This is a genomic window from Pseudoalteromonas sp. CNAT2-18.1 (assembly GCF_022347865.1).
In the GTDB taxonomy this organism is placed as follows: Bacteria; Pseudomonadota; Gammaproteobacteria; order Enterobacterales; family Alteromonadaceae; genus Pseudoalteromonas; species Pseudoalteromonas ruthenica.
In genome coordinates this window covers 321,523-342,183 of the sequence record NZ_JAKRFR010000004.1, presented here as the reverse complement: position 1 = coordinate 342,183, position 20,661 = coordinate 321,523, and the positions used below count along the sequence as shown (strand labels likewise).

Annotated in this window: 22 protein-coding genes; 15 read left to right on the top strand and 7 right to left on the bottom strand. The window is 47.7% G+C overall.

The genetic code is table 11. The features are described from left to right. Positions 1–22 precede the first annotated feature (22 nt). Positions 23–481, bottom strand: a complete 459-nt coding sequence (locus MHM94_RS10890; RefSeq protein ID WP_022946374.1) for a hypothetical protein — start codon at positions 479–481, stop codon at positions 23–25. A gap of 167 nt (positions 482–648) precedes the next feature. Here MHM94_RS10890 and leuS point away from each other — a divergent pair, with 167 nt between their 5' ends. The 14 genes from leuS (at position 649) to MHM94_RS10820 (ending at position 13,944) form a co-directional block, all read left to right on the top strand. Beyond that, complete coding sequence (gene leuS / locus MHM94_RS10885) at positions 649–3,231, top strand: leucine--tRNA ligase (protein ID WP_235419934.1); 2,583 nt, start codon at positions 649–651, stop codon at positions 3,229–3,231. Between the two features lies 1 nt (position 3,232). Then, positions 3,233–3,727, top strand: coding sequence for an LPS assembly lipoprotein LptE (gene lptE / locus MHM94_RS10880; protein WP_022946376.1), 495 nt, complete (start codon positions 3,233–3,235; stop codon positions 3,725–3,727). Further along, positions 3,727–4,761: a DNA polymerase III subunit delta gene (gene holA, locus MHM94_RS10875; RefSeq protein WP_045979814.1), complete on the top strand. Its 1,035-nt coding sequence runs from the start codon at positions 3,727–3,729 to the stop codon at positions 4,759–4,761. The genes lptE and holA overlap by 1 nt, the downstream gene beginning before the upstream one ends. A gap of 2 nt (positions 4,762–4,763) precedes the next feature. Then, positions 4,764–5,405: a nicotinate-nucleotide adenylyltransferase gene (gene nadD / locus MHM94_RS10870; RefSeq protein ID WP_152441013.1), complete on the top strand. Its 642-nt coding sequence runs from the start codon at positions 4,764–4,766 to the stop codon at positions 5,403–5,405. A 55-nt stretch (positions 5,406–5,460) separates the two neighbouring features. Next, positions 5,461–5,778 (top strand): ribosome silencing factor, encoded by a 318-nt coding sequence (gene rsfS / locus MHM94_RS10865; protein ID WP_022946379.1) that lies wholly within the window; start codon positions 5,461–5,463, stop codon positions 5,776–5,778. Between the two features lie 2 nt (positions 5,779–5,780). After that, a complete protein-coding gene (gene rlmH / locus MHM94_RS10860; protein ID WP_022946380.1) occupies positions 5,781–6,251 on the top strand; it encodes a 23S rRNA (pseudouridine(1915)-N(3))-methyltransferase RlmH in 471 nt (156 codons plus the stop codon). Positions 6,252–6,259: 8 nt separating this feature from the next. Continuing rightward, on the top strand, positions 6,260–8,143 hold the full coding sequence (gene mrdA / locus MHM94_RS10855; protein ID WP_045979816.1) for a penicillin-binding protein 2: 1,884 nt from the start codon (positions 6,260–6,262) through the stop codon (positions 8,141–8,143). After that, positions 8,140–9,243, top strand: a complete 1,104-nt coding sequence (rodA, locus tag MHM94_RS10850; RefSeq protein WP_022946382.1) for a rod shape-determining protein RodA — start codon at positions 8,140–8,142, stop codon at positions 9,241–9,243. The genes mrdA and rodA overlap by 4 nt, the downstream gene beginning before the upstream one ends. Next, the gene (locus MHM94_RS10845; protein WP_235419933.1) at positions 9,243–10,010 is read left to right on the top strand and encodes a septal ring lytic transglycosylase RlpA family protein; all 768 of its coding nucleotides are present in this window, start codon (positions 9,243–9,245) and stop codon (positions 10,008–10,010) included. Before rodA ends, MHM94_RS10845 begins: the two co-directional genes overlap by 1 nt. A 47-nt stretch (positions 10,011–10,057) precedes the next feature. Beyond that, positions 10,058–11,218 (top strand): serine hydrolase, encoded by a 1,161-nt coding sequence (locus MHM94_RS10840; protein WP_022946384.1) that lies wholly within the window; start codon positions 10,058–10,060, stop codon positions 11,216–11,218. Between the two features lie 157 nt (positions 11,219–11,375). Continuing rightward, positions 11,376–11,654 (top strand): DUF493 family protein YbeD, encoded by a 279-nt coding sequence (ybeD, locus tag MHM94_RS10835; RefSeq protein WP_022946385.1) that lies wholly within the window; start codon positions 11,376–11,378, stop codon positions 11,652–11,654. Positions 11,655–11,666: 12 nt separating this feature from the next. Continuing rightward, positions 11,667–12,320: a lipoyl(octanoyl) transferase LipB gene (lipB, locus tag MHM94_RS10830; protein ID WP_026111315.1), complete on the top strand. Its 654-nt coding sequence runs from the start codon at positions 11,667–11,669 to the stop codon at positions 12,318–12,320. After that, positions 12,317–13,285, top strand: coding sequence for a lipoyl synthase (lipA, locus tag MHM94_RS10825; protein WP_138589182.1), 969 nt, complete (start codon positions 12,317–12,319; stop codon positions 13,283–13,285). The genes lipB and lipA overlap by 4 nt, the downstream gene beginning before the upstream one ends. A gap of 107 nt (positions 13,286–13,392) precedes the next feature. Next, complete coding sequence (locus MHM94_RS10820; protein WP_022946388.1) at positions 13,393–13,944, top strand: LuxR C-terminal-related transcriptional regulator; 552 nt, start codon at positions 13,393–13,395, stop codon at positions 13,942–13,944. A gap of 4 nt (positions 13,945–13,948) precedes the next feature. On the opposite strand, the gene MHM94_RS10815 is transcribed toward MHM94_RS10820, so the two are convergent. Genes MHM94_RS10815 through MHM94_RS10790 form a run of 6 tightly spaced genes read right to left on the bottom strand, consistent with a single transcriptional unit; the run spans position 13,949 to position 19,579 of the window. Continuing rightward, positions 13,949–14,779 carry a hypothetical protein gene (locus MHM94_RS10815; RefSeq protein ID WP_235419932.1) on the bottom strand — a complete coding sequence of 277 codons (831 nt, stop codon included), beginning with the start codon at positions 14,777–14,779 and terminating at the stop codon, positions 13,949–13,951. Further along, positions 14,769–17,189 (bottom strand): fimbria/pilus outer membrane usher protein, encoded by a 2,421-nt coding sequence (locus MHM94_RS10810; RefSeq protein WP_235419931.1) that lies wholly within the window; start codon positions 17,187–17,189, stop codon positions 14,769–14,771. The genes MHM94_RS10815 and MHM94_RS10810 overlap by 11 nt, the downstream gene beginning before the upstream one ends. Further along, positions 17,165–17,869, bottom strand: a complete 705-nt coding sequence (locus MHM94_RS10805; protein ID WP_235419930.1) for a hypothetical protein — start codon at positions 17,867–17,869, stop codon at positions 17,165–17,167. The genes MHM94_RS10810 and MHM94_RS10805 overlap by 25 nt, the downstream gene beginning before the upstream one ends. 1 nt (position 17,870) lies before the next feature. Further along, positions 17,871–18,569: a molecular chaperone gene (locus MHM94_RS10800; protein ID WP_235419929.1), complete on the bottom strand. Its 699-nt coding sequence runs from the start codon at positions 18,567–18,569 to the stop codon at positions 17,871–17,873. A gap of 55 nt (positions 18,570–18,624) precedes the next feature. Further along, a complete protein-coding gene (locus MHM94_RS10795; RefSeq protein WP_022946393.1) occupies positions 18,625–19,101 on the bottom strand; it encodes a hypothetical protein in 477 nt (158 codons plus the stop codon). A 31-nt stretch (positions 19,102–19,132) separates the two neighbouring features. Then, a complete protein-coding gene (locus tag MHM94_RS10790; protein ID WP_138547593.1) occupies positions 19,133–19,579 on the bottom strand; it encodes a hypothetical protein in 447 nt (148 codons plus the stop codon). 432 nt (positions 19,580–20,011) lie between these two features. Here MHM94_RS10790 and MHM94_RS10785 point away from each other — a divergent pair, with 432 nt between their 5' ends. Beyond that, positions 20,012–20,605: a hypothetical protein gene (locus MHM94_RS10785; protein ID WP_022946395.1), complete on the top strand. Its 594-nt coding sequence runs from the start codon at positions 20,012–20,014 to the stop codon at positions 20,603–20,605. The last annotated feature ends 56 nt before the right edge of the window (positions 20,606–20,661 follow it).

Sequence of the window (20,661 nt, the reverse complement as noted above, 5' to 3'; positions counted from 1 at the left end):
TTATTATCCGCTGAGCACTGCGTTATGGCTGCAGTGCCTGACGGCTGAAGTGAATGCCTTCGCATTGACTGCAAGGCTGAATCTCACTGGCGTGGTAAATATCCACCTGATGATGGCAATTTTGGCACACTAAGGTGCCCATGGCTATCCATTCTCCAGCGTGATAAACGCCTTTATGCTTAAAGTCTTGGCTAAGCGCTTGCCACTCCAATTGTGACTTATCTTCGATATGTGATAACTCGAACCACAGCGACTCCTTAAGTTCTTGCCATGCTAGCTCGTTGTAGTGTTTCTCGTGTTCAATGAGGTGGTCGATGTCGCGCTGTAAATATTGTTTATATTGCTCGTACTTGTCTTTACTCAGCTCCTGCAAAGCCTGCTTCGACTCCATAAAGGAGGACACCATGTCTTTCACTTCATGCTCTTTCACATCTTTGAGCCAATCACTAAACTGACCCAACCATTGACGATAATCTGCCATGTTCGCTCCTTTTGAATTTAACAGCCTCTCTCTTTGTAACTATAGCCCGCTTACCGACAATTCAATAACAGCGATAAAAAAGCCTGTGCCTTGCTGTGATTAGATATCGATTTGGGGTATGCTATCGGCAAATTTGTCATCATTTTGCAAGAAGTCTGGAATAGTAGATGCAAGAGCAATATAACCCGCAGGAAATAGAAGCTAAGGCCCAGTCATACTGGGAAGAAAACAAGGTTTTCCAAGTTCGTGAAGACGACTCAAAAGAGAAGTTTTACTGTCTGTCCATGTTCCCCTACCCGAGTGGTCGACTGCACATGGGTCACGTGCGTAACTACACCATTGGTGACGTTGTTTCTCGCTTCCAGCGCTTGCAAGGTAAAAATGTTATGCAACCCATGGGTTGGGACGCCTTTGGCTTGCCGGCAGAGAATGCCGCAATTAAAAACAACACCGCCCCAGCCAAATGGACCTATCAAAATATTGATTACATGCGTAACCAGCTCAAACTATTAGGCTTTGGTTACGACTGGGACCGTGAGATTGCCACCTGTCACCCAGATTACTACAAGTGGGAACAATGGTTCTTCACTAAGCTGTACGAAAAAGGCCTAGTGTACAAAAAAATGTCCACTGTTAACTGGGACCCTGTAGATCAGACTGTTTTGGCAAACGAGCAGGTGATTGATGGTCGTGGTTGGCGCTCTGGTGCTGTGGTTGAGCAAAAAGAAATTCCGCAGTGGTTTATTAAAATCACCGACTACGCGCAAGAGTTATTAGATGATTTAGACAAGCTTGAGCACTGGCCTGAGCAAGTTAAAACCATGCAGCGCAACTGGATTGGCCGCTCTGAAGGCGTCGACATTACCTTCAAACGCGCCGATAACCAAGGCGAATTCAGTGTCTACACGACACGCCCAGATACCTTTATGGGTGTTACCTATGTGGCTGTTGCCGCAGGCCACCCTATTGCTCAAGAAGCTGCGAAGACCAATGCCGATGTTGCGGCGTTTGTTGAACAGTGTAAAAACACTAAAGTAGCCGAAGCCGACGTTGCCACCATGGACAAAAAAGGCATCGCCACGGGTCTGAACGCAGTTCACCCGCTAACCGGTAAAGAAGTACCGATTTGGATAGCTAACTTTGTGTTGATGGACTACGGCTCAGGTGCAGTTATGGCAGTACCAGGACACGATCAACGTGATTTTGAGTTTGCGTCAGCATACGGTCTAGAGATCAAGCAGGTTATTGCTGCCAATGAAGGTGACGAGTGTGATTTATCCCAAGCCGCTTACACAGAAAAAGGCACGCTCATCAATTCTGGTGAATTCGATGGTCTGGATTTTGATGCCGCCTTTAATGCCATTGCCGATAAGTTAACTGAACTTGGCGTAGGTGAGCGTAAGGTTAATTTCCGCCTGCGCGATTGGGGCGTTAGCCGCCAACGCTATTGGGGTTCACCTATCCCAATGTTGAATAAAGAAGATGGCAGCGAACTGGCAGCGCCAGAGGATATGCTACCGGTGCGCCTACCAGAAGATGTGGTGATGGACGGCGTGACTTCCCCCATTAAATCAGACCCTGAATGGGCCAAGGCAAGCGTCAACGGTGAAACCGTGTTCCACGAGACCGATACCTTCGATACCTTTATGGAATCATCTTGGTACTACGCTCGTTATTGCAGCCCGCGTTACGACGAAGGCATGCTTGAGCCAGGCGCAGCTAACTATTGGCTGCCAGTCAACCAGTATATTGGCGGTATTGAACACGCAATTTTGCACCTGCTTTATGCGCGTTTCTTCCACAAATTATTACGTGATTTTGGCTTGGTCGACTCTGATGAGCCATTTGAGCGCCTACTTTGCCAAGGCATGGTACTGGCCGACACCTACTTCCGCAAAGATGAAAAAGGCGGTGATATTTGGTTCTCACCCAGTGATGTCGAAGTAGAAACTGATGACAAAGGCCGTATCATTAAAGCTTGGCACAAGGATGATGGTCAACCGGTTGAAAGCGCCGGCATGAGCAAGATGTCTAAGTCCAAGAACAATGGCATTGACCCACAAACGGTAATCGACCAATACGGTGCCGATACCGTGCGTTTGTTTATGATGTTTACGGCGCCACCAGAGCAAACACTGGAATGGTCTGACTCCGGTGTTGAAGGCGCGCATCGCTTTATCAAACGGGTATACAAGTATGCCTATGATGTGAAGCAAGCGGGCTTTGTTGAGCTAGATGTTGCCAGCTTGACGAAAGCGCAAAAAGAACTGCGTCGCGAGTTGCACAAAGCCATCGCTAAAATCACTGATGATTTAGCCCGTCGTCAAACCTTCAATACCGCCATTGCAGCGGTAATGGAACTATCGAACAAGCTGATTAAGGCACCATTAGCTGATGACGGTGACAAGGCCGTAGCCAATGAAGCGTTAGAAGCAATGCTGATTATGCTGGCACCGATTACCCCACACCTATCACATCAGTTGTGGCAAGACCTCGCTAAGCCTGGCGATATCCTTGACGCACAGTGGCCTGTTGCCGATCAATCAGCCATGGTTGAAAGTGAGAAGCTGGTGGTAGTTCAAGTCAATGGTAAAGTCCGCGCCAAGCTGACTCTAGCGGCCGATGCAGATCAGCAGGCCGTTGAGCAAGCAGCCTTTGCAGATGCCAACGTACAGAAGTTCACCGATGGACTCACCGTGCGTAAAGTCATCTACATCAAAGGCAAAGTGCTTAATGTGGTGGCGAACTAAGATGTTCGCTGCCAGTGCACTACGCCATAGCCTAGTGATCAGCTGCTTAGTATTATTACTAAGCAGCTGTGGTTTTCACCTTAAAAAGGCCTCGGATCTACCGCAAGATCTCATGACTTTGGAAGTCAACGCCAGCGATCCTAATTCAGCTCTGTATGAGCAACTATTGAGTGAACTTGCACGCAGTAATGTGCAGGTCAATAAAGGGTTGCGCGCTAACTCTCCGATGTTACGACTCACCTCCGACCGCCTAGACAGACGAACACTGTCGCTGTTTAAAAACGGTCAGGTCGCAGAATACGAGCTTATTTACTCGGTGTCTTACACGCTTAAGCGAGCAGGTGAAGACCCTATCGAGCAATATTTTGAGCTTTATCGCAATTACCAAGACGATCCAGACAATGCCTTAGCTAAAGCCAATGAAATGACGATTTTGTTGGAGGAGCTACGTAAACAGGCGAGTCGCCGCATTGTTAGGGAGTTAGCACAGCTCTAATGCGCATCTACGCGAATCAACTGGCACAGCAACTATCCCGTGGGCTGGCACCTTTTTACATGGTGTTTGGCGATGAACCCTTTCAAGTTGATGAGTGTATCCGCCATATTCGCCAAAATGCGCGCCAACAAGGCTTTGATGAGGTCATTAAACTCACCGCCGGGGCGCAATTTGACTGGCAAGAGTTAGACGGCCACTACCACAGCCTGTCGCTATTTAGCTCCCGCACCTTAATAGAATTAGACTTAAACGGCCAAAAGCCTGCGAAAACCGGCGCCGAGCACCTGAAGCGATGTGCACAAGGCGTGAATCCTGATTGCATTATTGTGATCCGTGGCATGAAAGCATCGCAAGACGTCCAGCGTTCAGCCTGGTTTAAAGCGCTTGATAAAGAAGGCATCTTTGTCCCCTGCTACCCACTAACCGGCAATCACTTACGGCGCTGGCTTGATAACCACTGTCAACGTCTAGGTCTTAATCTTGAAGGGGATGCTAAGCAGGTGCTGCTCGATACCACAGAGGGGAACCTCCTGGCCTGTCACCAAGAGCTAGAAAAGCTGGCTTTGCTGTACGCAAATAAAGCCATTGATGGGCGTACCCTTACAGGCATGTTATTGAATCAAAATAAGTTTGATATTTTTGATTTGGCTAATGCGGTCCTTGGTGGCGAGGGTGACAAAGCGATGCAGGTGTTGGCACGATTACAAAATGATAACACCGAGCCCACCGCCATCGCTTGGGCTCTTGGCAAGGAAGCGCAGCAACTCCTCACACTCGCAGAGTTGCGCCATCAAGGACAGGATTTTAATAGCGCGTGTAAAAAACTGGGGATTTGGAAGAATCAGCAACCTTTGTATCAAAGAGCCCTGCAGCGCTTAGACATGGCACGTATAGAGCAACTTTGTGATTTACTCAGTGATTTTGATAGCCAGTTTAAAAGCGGCAAGTTATCTTCACCCTACCCCATGCTTGCACACATCAGTATGAGCTTCTGTCGCACCTTACCATTTTCTGCGCCTATTTTTTCGGAGTAAATATGCTTCTGTTCGGCGGTACTTTTGATCCGGTTCATATCGGCCATCTTAATATGGCTAATCAGTGCTTAAATCACTTCAATAGTGAGCAACTATTTTTTATGCCTAACCGCGTCCCTGCTCACAAGCAGGCGAGCAACATCAGTAATGCTGACAAACTGGCGATGTTACGCTTAGCCATAGCCTCCGAGCCGCGCTTTAAAATCGATGAGCGCGAGCTGCATCGCGAAGGTCCATCCTACTCACTACTGAGCCTACAAGAGTTACGTGAAGAACTAGATAGTGCCGGTAATCACCAAGAGCCAATACTCTTTTTGATGGGCTTGGACTCATTCAACAGCTTTGATTCGTGGTATCAATGGCAGCAAATTACATCTTTGTGTCATTTAGTGGTCTATCAGCGTCCACAAGAGCGCCTTGACCTCTCCGCAACACTCACACAATACTTATCACAGCATCAGTGTCAGCAAGGGGCGGCGCTCAATAACCAACGCAGCGGGCTTGTTTACTTTTTACCCGGCCCGCAGCTGGCGGTTTCATCCTCCGAGGTGCGCGCCAAATTACAACGTCAGCAGCCTTGTGAGGAACTGCTTACGCCGCCCGTGTACCAATATATCCGCGATAAGCGCCTGTATATAGGTTGATAATAGTGGTAAAATACGCCGCTTAGAAAGCTTTAACTAACTTAGAGAGTGCATTTTGCAAACCAACAATCTTCTTGATTTTGCATTAGATAAAATTGACGATATGAAAGCGCGTGACGTCATTACCTTGGATGTTCGCGACACATCGAACATTACTGATTTCATGGTTGTCTGTTCGGGTAATTCCAAACGCCAAGTTCAATCCATCGCCCAACATCTTGCCAAAGAGGCCAAGGAACATGACTTAGATGTGATAGGCATGGAAGGACAAGACATCGGTGAATGGGTATTGGTGGACTTAGGTGACGTGGTCGTGCATGTGATGCAAGATGAAACTCGTGACTTTTACCAACTCGAGAAACTCTGGGGTTAACGGTGAAAATCCAACTGGTCGCTGTGGGGACCAAAATGCCATCTTGGGTAGAGACAGGGTTTAGCGAGTATCAACGCCGGTTTCCCAAGGACATGGCTCTAGAGCTGATTGAAATACCCGCTGGTAAACGCGGCAAAAATGCCGATATCAAACGTATTTTACAGCAAGAAGGTGAGCGCACCTTAGCGGCCATTCCAAAGGGAAATCGTATTGTTACCTTAGAAGTGACAGGCAAAGCGATGGACACGCACCAGCTTGCCAAGGCCATGGAAAAGTGGCAACTCGATGGTCGTGATGTCAGTTTGCTTATCGGAGGCCCTGAGGGGCTAGCTCCCGAGTGCATTGCCCGCAGCGAGCAAAAGTGGTCGTTATCGAATTTAACCTTGCCTCACCCGCTGGTTCGCATTATCGTAGCGGAAAGCCTATATCGAGGCTGGAGCTTAAATAACAATCACCCCTATCACCGAGAATAGCCGTTTTTATGCTGCGTAAACGCACTCCTATCCGCGATCATTCCGCCGAGGCCAATTTGTTTGCGCGCCGTTCTTTTACGGCTTTTATTTTTGTTCTTATTCTGGTCGCCATTTTAATTTCGAATCTCTACAACCTACAGGTGGTGGCGCACAAAACCTATCAAACCCGTTCCAACGATAACCGAATTAAAGTGTTGCCTGTGGCCCCTAACCGAGGCTTAATTTACGATAGGAACGGCACTTTGCTGGCCGAGAACAAGCCGGTTTATAACCTCGAGGTGATCCCCGAACAGGTGGATGACCTAACACAATCGCTGGACGATATTAGCGCATTACTCAATATTAGCGAGCAGCAGCGTGCAGAGTTTCTCGACGATATCCGCCACAACCGCCGCTTCCAGAGTCAGGTGCTAAAAAGCCGTTTGAATGACAAAGAAGTAGCGCTATTTTCTGTAAACCAACATAAATTCCCAGGGTTCAGTGTCGAGGCTCGCTTAGCCCGGTACTACCCCTTCGGAGATACCCTCACTCATGCTCTTGGTTATGTTGCCAAACTGAATAAAAAAGAACTAACCAACCTGGAAGCGCAAGGCTTGGCCACCAATTATCGCGCCACCCGGGATTTCGGTAAGCTCGGGCTTGAGAAGTTTTATGAGTCGCAGTTACATGGTCAGGTAGGCTCGCAATCGGTGGAGATTAATAACCGAGGCCGAGTATTACGTCGCGTTGAGGAAACGCCTCCGGTGCCCGGTAAAGATTTAATGCTGACCCTCGATATTGGGCTGCAGCAAATCGCGCAAATGACATTAAAGGATAAACGTGGTGCCATTGTCGCATTAGATGCAAAAACGGGAGGCATCTTAGCGCTGTACTCTAACCCCAGCTATGACCCTAACTTATTCGTTCACGGTATTAGCTCAGCAAATTACAAAGCCCTGCTTAACCCTGATAGACCGCTTATAAACCGTGCTACCCAAGGCCGCTATGCCCCGGCGTCAACCATCAAACCACATATGGCGATTTTTGGCTTAGAGCAGGGATTGGTGACCGAAGAAACAAAAATGTGGGACCCTGGCTTTTTCCAAATTCCCAACGTTGAACACAAATGGCGCGACTGGAAGCGCTGGGGTCATGGCCATGTCGACGTTTATAAAGCCATAGAAGAGTCATGCGATACTTATTTTTACGACATCGCTTACCGTGCTGGCATAACCAAAATTAGTAATTTTATGGCGCAGTTTGGTTTTGGCGATTTATCCGGTATTGATATCCACGAGGAAACGACGGCTATTTTGCCTTCCAAGGAGTGGAAAGAAGACCGTTTTCGCGAGTCTTGGTGGCGTGGCGATACGATTTCTGTAGGGATCGGCCAAGGGTATTGGACAGCAACCCCGATTCAAATTGCTAATGCCGTCAACATCATGGCCAATCGCGGCGTACACAATCCGCCCCACCTAGTTCATCAATTACGCCGTGATAGCGATATTACCACCGTTAATGACGACGAAAAGCCACCGGTAAAATTACAAAAACCTGAGCATTGGCAAATTGCCTTAGATGCCATGCATAATACCGTGAAAAAAGTCACAGGTACGGCGCATAAGGCATTCAAAGGGACTAATTATGATCCAGCCGGTAAAACAGGCACCGCACAGGTGGTGAGCATTGCCCAGGGCGAGCGTTACGACGCTGATAAGCTCAAAGAGCGCCATCGTGATAACGCCATTTATGTTGGTTTTGCTCCGTTTGACGACCCGCAAATCGTTGTCACAGTCATTGTTGAAAACAGTGGTGGTGGCAGCTCGGTGGCCGCCCCAATCGCCCGCGAGGTAATGGACTACTATTTCCTTGCGAACCCCATTGCCAGCGAAGTACAGGATGAATCGCAATGACGCCATTACATCAGCACAACTCTTTATGGCAACGCGTGCATATCGACCTGCCGCTGTTTTTAGCCTTGCTCGCCATGATGTTCGCAAGCTTGTGCATCGTCTACAGTGCTAGCGGCCAAGATTGGAATATGATGATGCGCCACGGCACCCGGATGGGTGGCGCTCTAGTGGCTATGTTAGTGTTTGCACAGGTCTCTCCACCTACGTTAAAGCGTGTTGTTGTGCCTTTGTATCTGATGGGCACCTTGATGCTCATCGCGGTGTTGTTTGTCGGTGTCAGTTCCAAGGGTGCACAGCGCTGGCTCGACATTGGTATTCGTTTTCAGCCTTCAGAGATTATGAAGCTTGCGGTGCCCATGGGCGTTGCTTGGTATATTGGCCGCAATCATCTGCCGCCTCGCTTGGGGCATTTGTTTATCGGGCTGGTTATCGTCATGGTGCCCACTTTGCTAATTAAAGAACAACCCGACTTGGGGACATCTATTCTGATCGCCAGCTCGGGGATTTTTGTGTTGTTTCTGGCCGGTGTAAGCTGGAAGCTGATTGGCTCTTTGGCTGTGCTCGTTGGCGCCGGTGCTCCCTTATTTTGGCACTATGGTATGCACGCCTATCAAAAGCAGCGAGTCCTTACTTTCTTAAACCCGGAAAGCGACCCCCTCGGTGCTGGCTACCATATTATTCAGTCAAAAATCGCCATTGGCTCGGGCGGCATAGAAGGCAAGGGCTGGTTGCAAGGCACCCAATCGCAGTTGGAGTTTTTACCTGAGCGCCATACCGACTTTATCTTCTCAGTACTGAGTGAAGAGTTTGGCCTAATTGGCGTGTTAATCCTCTTAGGGGTGTATTTATTCATTATCGCTCGCGGCCTCTACATCGCCGTGAATGCCCAAGAAGCCTTTGGTAAGTTACTCGCAGGGGCTTTAACCCTAACTTTCTTCGTTTATGTGTTTGTCAACATCGGTATGGTGTCTGGATTATTACCTGTCGTAGGCGTCCCCTTGCCACTGATCAGTTATGGCGGCACCTCAATGGTGACTCTGATGGCGGGTTTTGGCATTATTATGAGTATCGCCACAGAAAAACGGATGTTAAATAAATAATGGCAGTTCGTGCGCTTTTTCTTACTCTTATAACACTTTTAATAAGTGCCTGTAGTACGCCATCGGGGCGCTATCATATGCGCCATGATGCCGCACCTTTACGCCAGCCTACTGCGCTGGAGCTGCAAGACGCGGTGATCACCGATGAACCCAAAAGTGCCGCTGCAAATCGTCCTTATGAAGTTCGTGGGCGCCATTACGTGCCTATTTTTGACGAACGAGGGTTTACACAGCAAGGTATTGCTTCGTGGTATGGCCGTAAGTTTCATGGCTATCACACCTCCAATGGCGAGACCTACAACATGTTCGCCATGACCGCAGCCCATAAAACCCTGCCCTTACCCAGCTTCGTTCGAGTGACCAACCTCGATAACGGCAAAAGCGTGATCGTTCGCGTCAATGATCGCGGCCCGTTTCATGACGACCGGATTATTGATTTATCATACTCAGCAGCCTACAAACTGGGCTATCACCGCCAAGGTACAGCGCGGGTTAAGCTCGAAGCAGTTACCCTTGCCGACGCAAAACCTCGTACTAAGTATATTCAAGTCGCTGCGGGCTCAAGACTCGCTAATATTGAAGCATTGGCTTATCAATTGGAGCAGCAGTATCACGTACCAACGAATATTAAAAAGCAAAATGATGGAATTTTTCGCTTACGCTTAGGTCCAATAACTGATGAAAATCAGGCACAGTCGCTATTGAAGCAATTAAAAAGTGGCCAATTCGCCCAAGCTTTCTTGCTTTATGATGACCATGCCCTTTAAGATATTAACCAATTCGCATTTTCACCTAAAATATATTTAAAAGCATAATGAAATCAATTAAACATTCTCTTCTCAAAGGCCTAGGCGGATTACTGTGTGCAAGCTCAGTGTTTGCCGCTCAAGCGCAGATCATTCCGGCTCCACCTGAAGTTAACGCTAAGGGCCACTTTCTTGTCGATTTCACAACGGGCAAGGTGATCGCCGAAGGCGAAGCCGACACTAAATTGGCACCCGCTAGCCTTACGAAAATGATGACGAGCTACGTCATCGGTACAGAAATTAATGCCGGTAACATCTCCCCCTCAGATATGGTGACCGTCAGTGAAAATGCATGGGCGAAAAATTTCCCAGAGTCATCAAAAATGTTTATCGAAGTCGGTAAGCAAGTAAGCGTTGAAGACTTAAATCGCGGTATCATCATTCAATCGGGTAACGATGCGTGTGTAGCGATGGCCGAACATATTGCGGGAAGTGAATCGGCATTTGCCGATCTCATGAATGCCCACGCGCAGAAGCTTGGCATGGATAACAGCCACTTTATCAACAGCCATGGTTTAGACACCAACGAGCATTTCACTACCCCTCGGGATATGGCGACCTTAGGTGCTGCACTTATCCGTGATGTGCCAGACGAATACGCGCTGTATAAAGAAAAAGACTTTACCTACAACGGTATCAAACAATTTAACCGCAATAGTTTGCTGTGGGATCAAGGCCTCGACGTAGACGGCATTAAAACTGGTCACACTAGCGAAGCCGGATATAGCTTAGTGTCTTCTGCCACTAAGGGTGATATGCGTTTAATAGCCGTGGTCATGGGTGCCAGCTCTGAGCGTGCACGTAAAGTGGAAAGCAAAAAACTGCTTAACTACGGCTTTCGTTTTTTCGAAACCATCACACCGTATAAAGCTGGCGACAAATTTGCCGACCAACGCATCTGGATGGGCGACAAAGAGACTGTGGCGTTAGGCATTTTAGAAGACACGCCTATCACTATCCCTCGTGGCCAACAGAAGAACCTAGAAGCGAACTTTGAGCTCGATACGACACTTGAAGCGCCACTAGAGAAAGGCACCAAAGTAGGCACTTTGTACTTACAACTTGACGGTGAAGATGTGGCCAACTACCCACTGGTAACACTGGAAAGTATTGAAGAAGGTGGCTTTTTCAGCAAGATCTACGACTATTTGCGCTTACAAATCATGTAATCGCTGCTGATTTGTTATAGCGGATCACACATTACCGAGCGCCCCACTTGTTGGGGCGTTTTTTTTACCTTAAAAAATGCTAGAATACGCACTATTAAGAGCTTTGCTCCGTATACTTTAAACACACCGTCGTCTGTAGTTAAGAGGGTTTATTGTCGTGGTCAAACCGGTCAAAAATACCAAATTTGATGAATATCTAGAGTTTCCTTGTCCTTTCACATTTAAGGTGATGGGTCTTGCTAACGTGAGCCTGACGGAACAGGTATTAACGGTTATGCAAGAGCACGCCCCTGGCGACTATGCACCAAAAACGAAACCGAGCAGTAAAGGTAATTATGAGTCAGTGACTTTAGTTGCGACGGTGACATCAAAAGAGCATATCGAAGTTATCTATACTGAATTAGGTAGCATTGATGATGTACGCTACGTTCTGTAAGCCTTTTAAGGACTGACATTGAGCACCTTAATAGTACGCCAATTGGGCTCTCGCCCATACATGCCTATTTGGCAGGCAATGCAAACCTTCACAGACACCCGTGACGAGGCCAGTGCCGATGAAATTTGGCTGGTAGAACATGAACCTGTATTTACGCAAGGCCAAGCAGGCAAAGACGAGCACTTGCTAATGCCCGGTGACATTCCTGTGGTCAAAGTAGACCGTGGCGGACAAGTCACGTATCACGGCCCAGGACAGCAAATGCTGTACGTACTTTTCAACTTACGAAGATTGAAAATCGGTGTACGCGACCTGGTTACCTGGCTAGAAGACAGTATCATCGACAGTCTTGGTGAATATGGAATCGACGCTTACGCCAAAAAAGATGCACCTGGGGTCTATGTTAATGACGCCAAGATTGCCTCCTTAGGTTTGCGCGTGCGTCGAGGCTGCTCCTTCCATGGTTTGGCTTTGAACGTCAATATGGATTTGGAGCCTTTCTTGCGCATTAACCCGTGCGGCTATGCGGGTATGCAAATGGTGCAATGTAAAGATTTAAATGGGCCTCAGTCCACAGAGCAAGCCGGTCAAGGGCTTGTCGAGCAATTAATTAAACGACTCAACCCCGAACACGTTGAGTATCAACAAGGGTTAGCGAAAGAATGACGAAATCATCAGTAAGAATGCAACCGGGTGTAAAATTACGTGACGCTGAGAAAATGGCGCTTATCCCGGTCAAAGTCCTACCGACTGAAAAAGACGAAATGCTACGTAAGCCAGAGTGGCTGAAAATCCGCTTACCTAAATCTAACGAGCGCATTGATGGCATTAAACAGGCAATGCGTAAGCACGGCTTGCACTCCGTGTGTGAAGAGGCGAGCTGCCCTAACCTTTCTGAATGCTTTAATCACGGCACCGCCACATTCATGATCTTAGGAGCCATTTGTACGCGTCGTTGTCCGTTTTGCGATGTCGCTCATGGTCGTCCACTGAAACCTGATGCTCAAGAGCCAGAAAAGCTGGCACTGACTATCAAGGACATGAAGCTCAACTACGTGGTGATCACCTCGGTAGACCGCGACGATTTACGTGACGGAGGGGCCCAACATTTCGCCGATTGTATTCGCGAGATTCGTAAACACAACCCGGGCATTACCATTGAAATTCTAGTGCCAGATTTCCGTGGTCGCATGGACCGAGCATTAGAGATCCTCAGCGAGACACCACCAGATGTCTTTAACCACAATTTAGAGACAGCTCCACGCCTTTATAAATTGGCTCGTCCAGGCGCAGACTACAAATGGTCTTTAGAGCTATTAAAGCGCTTTAAAGAAGCACACCCTGAGGTGCGCACCAAGTCAGGCCTAATGGTAGGGTTAGGTGAAGAAATGAGCGAGATCGAAGAAGTGCTGCGCGACTTACGTGAGCACAATGTCGATATGCTCACAGTAGGCCAGTATTTACAGCCTTCGAAACACCACTTGCCGGTAAAACGTTACGTGCCACCAGCGGAATTTGACGCTTTAAAAGCGTACGCAGATGACATCGGCTTTACCCAAGCAGCCTGTGGTCCCTTTGTACGCTCTAGCTATCATGCTGACCAACAAGCAGCAGGTAAAGAAGTTAAATAAGCGATTACGACGCGTCATGGCATTGTGGCGCGTCCCTTCTTTATTCACATCCCTAATACAAATGTGCTAGTATCCGTTGCAAGTCGTTAAGATAAGGATAGAGATAAATGACTTCAGCGCACGTCAAGGACACGACCACCCAACTAATCAGCAGTTACCCACAATTCAATACTCTATTACTTGATTATCAGGTAATCAGTGATTTAGTTGACCCAACCTCCGTTACCCGCTTTATGCATCAAAACAAGTTAAAGCACTTAGTCATAGCCAATGTGCCCAGCGATATGAACTTCGGCCACCTTAAACGTTGGCCTAATCTGCGCGGTGTTTTTATTGCCCCAAGTACTGATGAGCAGGTGATGCAAGGCCTGCAAGCCATTGCTGAAGGAAAGCTGTGGTTCCCACGTAAAGTAACGGATCACTGGATGCGCCATTACCTAGCCACAGAAGAGCACCAGCAAAGCCAAAAGTCTCTATTGACCGAAAAAGAAATGACGGTACTTAAGTTACTGGCCTCTGGAATGCCGCTTATTAGCATTGCCGAGCGATTATTCATCAGCGATGCGACCGTGCGTGTTCACCTACATAAGATTTATCAAAAAATCGGTGTGAAAAACAAACAACAAGCCATGCTTTGGTCGCAGCAGCATCTGACCTGAACAATTACAACTCGCGAGGCTCTACTCGAAAGTAAATAATATCGCTGTATCGGCCTGCCACTTGACGTTCAAAATCTTGCAAGCGAATGGCCAGCGGCAGCAATTGAGTAGACTGCTGTGCAGCGATTGGCAATTGTCGCGCATGTTGTAGGTCGTACCAACGCCCAGCCACAGCTAGCGAATAGCCAATACGCCAAGCAGATTTTTGCGTATCATGCAGTAAATACCCTTGGTTTTGTGAACGCATCAATAACCTCAAGTCAGTGTTGCTACGCACCTGTAAACTAGGAAGGTGATGATACTCTTTGTTACTGCGCAGCTCACCAAGATTGACGCTCGCTTGGCGCGCATTGTGTCCTAACCAGGTCAACGAAAAGCGCTGTGGCAGATGAGTATCAACCACCACATTTGCTTGCGTTATTAGTTGCCCTTGGAAGTGCCCGGTAATAAGCAGAGTGTCTTCGTAGAACCCAGCAGGTGCTGATTGTTGACGCCTTAATTTGAGATTGATAATGGTGCTTTGAGCGCCGCGCACATGCATAGGCATCGCCAGTGCCTGACCTTGGTCGTTGTGCACATCGTAACTAAGGCGCGCCTTATCCCCATGTAGGCGGAACTGCTGCTGAGAGTGTAAGCTGAGTTGAAATTCACAGTCTTCGTGTTGCCTAGGCGTAATACGCAATAGATAGCTCGCCTGCGCCGTGCTCTGAGGGCGGTAGCTTGCCAAGGTGTCGCTGAGCTCTTCAATGTGCAGTTGCATATCCGTGCAGCTTTGTTGTGCTGTACTTGGCAAAGCAGCAAGCGCTAATACTAAACACACCCATTTAACGCACATAAATCACCCCTTTTCTTTGCAATTGTTGTTCATCCTCAACTTCCAGCGAGACACTCGGTAAGTGGGTATCATCAAAACGAATGCGATAGCGACACGGTTTCATGCCGGTGATGGCAAAACGTCCTTGACGATTAGTAAAAAAAGCTTTCACATCATCACCACATACCGCTTCACCCACGGTTAAAGCAAGGGGCGTTTCATCGTCATCAATAAGTGTTCCCATCACGGTAATATTGGCACTGGAGCCGACCTTGATGTAATGACCAGAGCGATAGTGAGGATAGAACCGCAATAACCCCGTGCCGATGTCATAGCCAATGGGTAAGTTAGGAATATCTACCGCCGCTCCACCTTGGCTATAGGCGTTAAGATCAGGCAGCAACATGGTCCCTAAGCCATCATTTTTAACGCGTATTGCTTGACCTTGGTCGGTCAAACGTACCTTTAACCCATCTAAACTCGAGTGCGTATCGACTAAAGCGAAACTATCGTTAATTGTACGCCCCACCCCCCACTGATTTTGCGCGAACGCCAGGGCCGTTGAGAGTGAGAGACGGGTTTGATGCCGCCCTTCATTAGCCTGTAAACGCTTATAAAAGCTGCCATGATCCAGTGCACTACCAAAACGGTTGCCATTGTATCGCATGCTCACATCGACGGCGCTTTGATAATCAATGCTGTTTTCAATGCCAGCCGTGAATTGGCTCACACCAATATGTTGAGCACTCCCCTGGAAACTGTATTCTAAGCGCTCAAGGTGTTTTCGCTGTTGTGCGTACAAACGTAGGCGCTTACCTTGAGCAAATTGATAACTGATGTTGAAACCTAAGTTGTAATCCCGCTGACCCTCATCACGAACTCCAGTAAATACTCGCCAAGACCAACCTTGCTGCCAACTATGCCCGCCTACACTCAAAGTGGCACTGCGCTGCCAAGATTGTTTCTTGCTACCTTGTTGATGACGTTTTTGCGCATTGAGGGAAAAGTTAACTGTGTTGGCATTATCAAATACATAGCTGTAGTCAAACTGCCACTGGTGCTGCACTGGCAATGAGCGAGCCGCTTTAACAGTACTTACCTGCAACGGAGTGTAGGCTTTCGCTACATATTCGTAACCGAGCTGAAATTCGCTGCCAGAGTTAGACCGGTAGCTGCGTAAAGATGCTCGGTAGGCCTGTGCAGCTCCTAAGTGAGGGTGATGACTCAACGCATATTCGCTGGCGGCAATAAACCACGGCATTGCATAGGTAGCCCGAGCGCTCAATTGCGTACTTTGCTCATGCCATTGCAGCCCAGCGCCTAAGGTTAGATTAGGCGACCACCCATAGTCAAAGCTCGCGCTAATAAAGGGTTGCTGCCAAAGGTAGTCATACCCCGTTGCAGAGGCTTGACTTAATACACCAGCAAAACTTTGCAGTTGCAAATCGCCTTGGGCGAGCAAATCTAAGCCGGTGGTAATATCAAACTCGATCACCTCCACTTTACCCGCATCATCCGTTATTTTTAACGACACATCATTGCTGCCTTCTTGCAACGGAATATCCGCAAGCGTGTAGACTCCGGGACCAAGCTGTAAACGTTTTACGACTCGCTGTTCAACGATCACATCAATGCTGGAGGGGCGCTCGAGAGTGAAGCTCTGTGAAGCAGAGGGACGTGGGGAGTGGCGTGTAATTTGCGCAAAATTTTTAACAAAGGCAACGCCTAAACTCGACTCACTGCCCTGAAAATAGCCACCGAGTACGTAGTTATCACCAAGACTAAGACGCGCTCCTATATCCGCATAGTCATAGCTGACACGAGTTCCTAATCGACTCGCCCGAGCCGAGCGTCCGTGTTGAAGTTGCTGCTCCGACTCCAACAGCCAACCATGGGCGCGCAGTGCAAGTTCGGTGCGCCAGGTAAGTTGCTCCTCACTGAGGCTCTCTTTCGATGCTTGCTCTTTAATAACGCTCAGATAGTTATTGAGATAACCACTGTAGGGAGCCATTTTATGCGCTTCCAAGAACGGTTGCTGTTGCGCCGCTGACACCGTGCGGCTTTGCAATAGCTGACGCTCAATAGAGGTCACTAGCTGGAACTGACTCATATCGAATTGCACGCGAATGCCCTGCTCACGTAATGTAAGCAAAGGTAACCATTTTTTCTGTGGCTGCGCTAATGAGCCTGTGATTGTCGGCAGTACCAGTGGTGTTAGCGCGTGTATAAACTCATCACTATCAACATAAATGGTGTCATCTGCTGCAATGCGAATATCAACCACACTCAAATTAGCACCATTTACGACAAGCTCCACACTCAAATCCAGGTCTTGGCCTGTTGGATTCAGCGCCCCATGAGCAACGGAGCAACAGCAGCCAATCAGTAACAATAAGCACAGGCTAATTACTGGCGCAACGCGAGCCGCCATGGCGCCTTCCCTACTGCCTTTGAAAGTAAATACTGATGCCATTGCGAGCTTAAGCTAATATTACGGCTGCTCTTAGCAGGCAATAAGCTGTCCTCAGAGAGCCGCGCAATATCACTGTCGCGTAAAAGAACTTTTTCACCATCAGCGCTGATAAGTACCAGAGGTAGTGAACTAAGATATGCTCTCGCGTTTCCCTGGTTATGAACCGTTAAGCTTGCATTGTGCGCAGTAATGTTCGAGTCCACTATGCGCACATCACTGCTTGCACCCGCTACATCCAAGTGCACAACAACATTAATATCTAATAACATCTGCAGTTGTGGCTGCGATAATATCAGCGACTGCTGCAATAACCGCACGAAGTAACTAGCCTCTACACCGTTAGCTGGTATGTTGTCGACCACTATCTGAACACGCTGCGACTGCCCTGGCTTTAAAATCATCGCTGGCGGAAAGACCATCAGGTCATCACTTTCACTCGAACTATAGCCTTGATCTTGAAAGTGAATACGCTCAACACCCAGCTCAAACGCAAACTCACGATTACTTGGGTTATGAATAACAAAATAACCACGGCTCCCCGGCTTATGGCTAATATGCTGCACCATGGGTGTGACCTCGACAGCACCTAGCAAGTGGCTGGTGATCAGAGTGCCAAAGAGCAACAACCACTTAGCCATACTAGTGACTCAAGGGCTCAATGCGCACTTTTGTCGTTTCAGCTTTAAACCCAGGAGGAGGCGTAAACCCAATCACGCGCGCGCTATTAGGAGGAATAAAACTGGTTTGCAAAGCCGCAGACAGCGCCGGACCTTGTACTATTCGTTGTTCTTCGCCTTGTTGTAGTATCCATTTGGTTTTAATAAGGCGAATATACTTGTTACCTGAGTTGCTGATATTGACCTGCCACGCTTTTTCGTCGCTACGAATGTCAGTAATCGCAAGATTTGCTTTAGCGTTTTCAGGAGCCACATTAAATAAGGTACGAAAGCTCAGAGCCATACCTACAGAGGACTGCGCTTGATTTGGCAGAGCCACTTGGTCAATGACAATACGGTACGCTTTCGACGCGACTAGCGCCGGCTCACCAATGTAACGCACGACGATTGTTTGCGCTTGCCCTGGCGGAATAACCGCTGTCATTGGCAGAATTAAGAAGTCGCTGTCATTATTAGTGAGTTGCTCTTCACCTTGGCTGTTAATGACCAAGTTCTTAGCACTGACTTCCACCGTCAGAGGTGTATCCTCAATATTTACGATACGCATATTACGCTGCGCTTGCTTGCCCATAGGCGCAAGCTCGGCCACCATAGGCTGTACTTGGAACGCGTAAACTGGGGCGACTATCCAAAGTAAAAGAGTAAGCAGTACAATTCTCATAACATAAACCTAAAAAGGCAGCCCGAAGGCTGCCCAACTCAACATGGAAATTGGATTAACGCGCGGTAATAGCAATTTGCAGCGTGTCTGAATAAGTGCCTGCATACAAGGCATCTTCTAATAGCTCTAGCTGAATTTGACCATTGACGCCGCGAGCAAGCTCTTCTGAACCGTCAACATCAACGCTAACACGTTTCTCGTTTTCACCGGTGTCGGCCATTAACTGTAGGGCAACGGCGCCAGCGGTAAGGGAGGCTTTGTAGTCAATACCACGGTTTTCATTGTCGGTATTTTGCAGGTTCCCTTCTGCTGAAGTCAGGCTCACAGTCGCGCCATCAGCATCGTTACATAGCAATGTAACGTCTGACATCGCTGTCGCACCAGAACTTAAAGAAGAGAAGGTTTGGCTGTTGGTCAAGTTAGAAACGGTGCATACAGAATCAACTTGTCCGTTAAGATTCAGGCTACTTGAAGCATGCGCCGTTGCGCTAAGAGTCAGAGCAATCGCAGCAGAGATAAGTACTGTTTTCATGTGTAATGTCCTTTTGCTTAAATAATAATCGTTATAGGCCTCGACCATATAGATCAGGCGTGATTTCAAGGCGAATTTCGTCGCTATAGCGCCCGGCAAAAACCAATTGCTGCTGCAGCTGTACCGCGAGAGAAGCGCGTTCAGAGAACAACACCTGCTCGAAGTGAATCGCCTTTCCTTGCTTCAACTGCAAGGCTGAAAATACTGTTTCCCGTTTGGCTTTCGGCACGGTCAACGTCACTCGGTAAGGCACTAACACATCATTGTTATGATGGCTTAACCCCCCATTTTGAGAATAAAGCGTTAGGGTCATGGGTGAATTACAGCGTAAATCCAATTCAGCCTGAGAGGACCTTGTATTGCTCAACTCAACATCATGTTGATGAAACGCAACAGAACAACGGGCTTTTATATATCCATACATGGCTAGACTAACTTCATTTGCGGTGGCTATGGAGCCATCTAAACTTGCTAGCATTAGCGCCAACTTACAGATTTTTATAACGTTTTGCTTTCGCATCCTGACCCGTTATTGGTGTGCTTCAAACAACGATGAGAAGATTAACTGAGATTTGGGGATTTAAAACGTTTGTTTATGATGAAGCACGTTTATGAACGTTAAACATTTCCCTAAACGGCCGTTTACTTGGGTATATAACGGGGATTTTATGGACGTATAAATATCGATAAATCAGTCTTCTAGTTGCCTGTTTTTAAAATTTTGTAAGACATTCGCCACAAAGCAAGCTAAGCAAAACTAATTCAATTTAATTCAAAAATTAGAATAACGCTCTAGGTTATAATTTGTTGTTCTTTAAACGTTCAGCGAGTGTCTGCTAAATTTGCGCCCAAATTTTGCATATTTGATTTTATTTTTTTATAGTCGCAAAGGGTTATTTGGGGTACAGAGATGGAGTTCACCGAACAAGAGCTGGCTTTTTTCCAGCAGGTATTTAGCGAAAACACGTTGCAGGGCGACGATGTTAACACCACCGGCTTGTCCCTTCGTTCGGAGTTACCGGATTATGTTGCCTCCCTATTTGAGCAGCCTGGGTTATGTATGTTGGCAGAGGTCGGGCACTTTGAACTTTGGTTTCCTCTCTCGCTGTCATTAACCGCAAACGGTGATTTACAGCCCGCGCTGGAAGCACCAGAAATTTTCGAGGCTCTTGGGCAGCACCGCAGCTGGCGCTTTGATAATCCCACGAGTATTTACTTGCTCACCGACGACGGACGAAAGCTTCCTATTCATTCTTTATCCTCTACAGGCGCAGTGATTGATGCTGAGCAAATCAAGCATGCGCCACAAAGGGCCACAGCCAAGTTAATCCTGCCAGACTATCCGCCAATGCAATTGGAGATGCAAAAAGCGCGGCAACAAGGCTCACTCATTGCTGTCACATTTATACGTAACACCAACAAAAAACAGCTGCGCCAGTTCCTGTTTGATAACCACAAGCAAGGCTATCAAGAAATTTATCACTCCCTCGCAGCACACAGTTAAAACAGTGTTCAGGTAACTTTGCTACGCTAGATAAGTGGGCAATCTGACGGAGTACA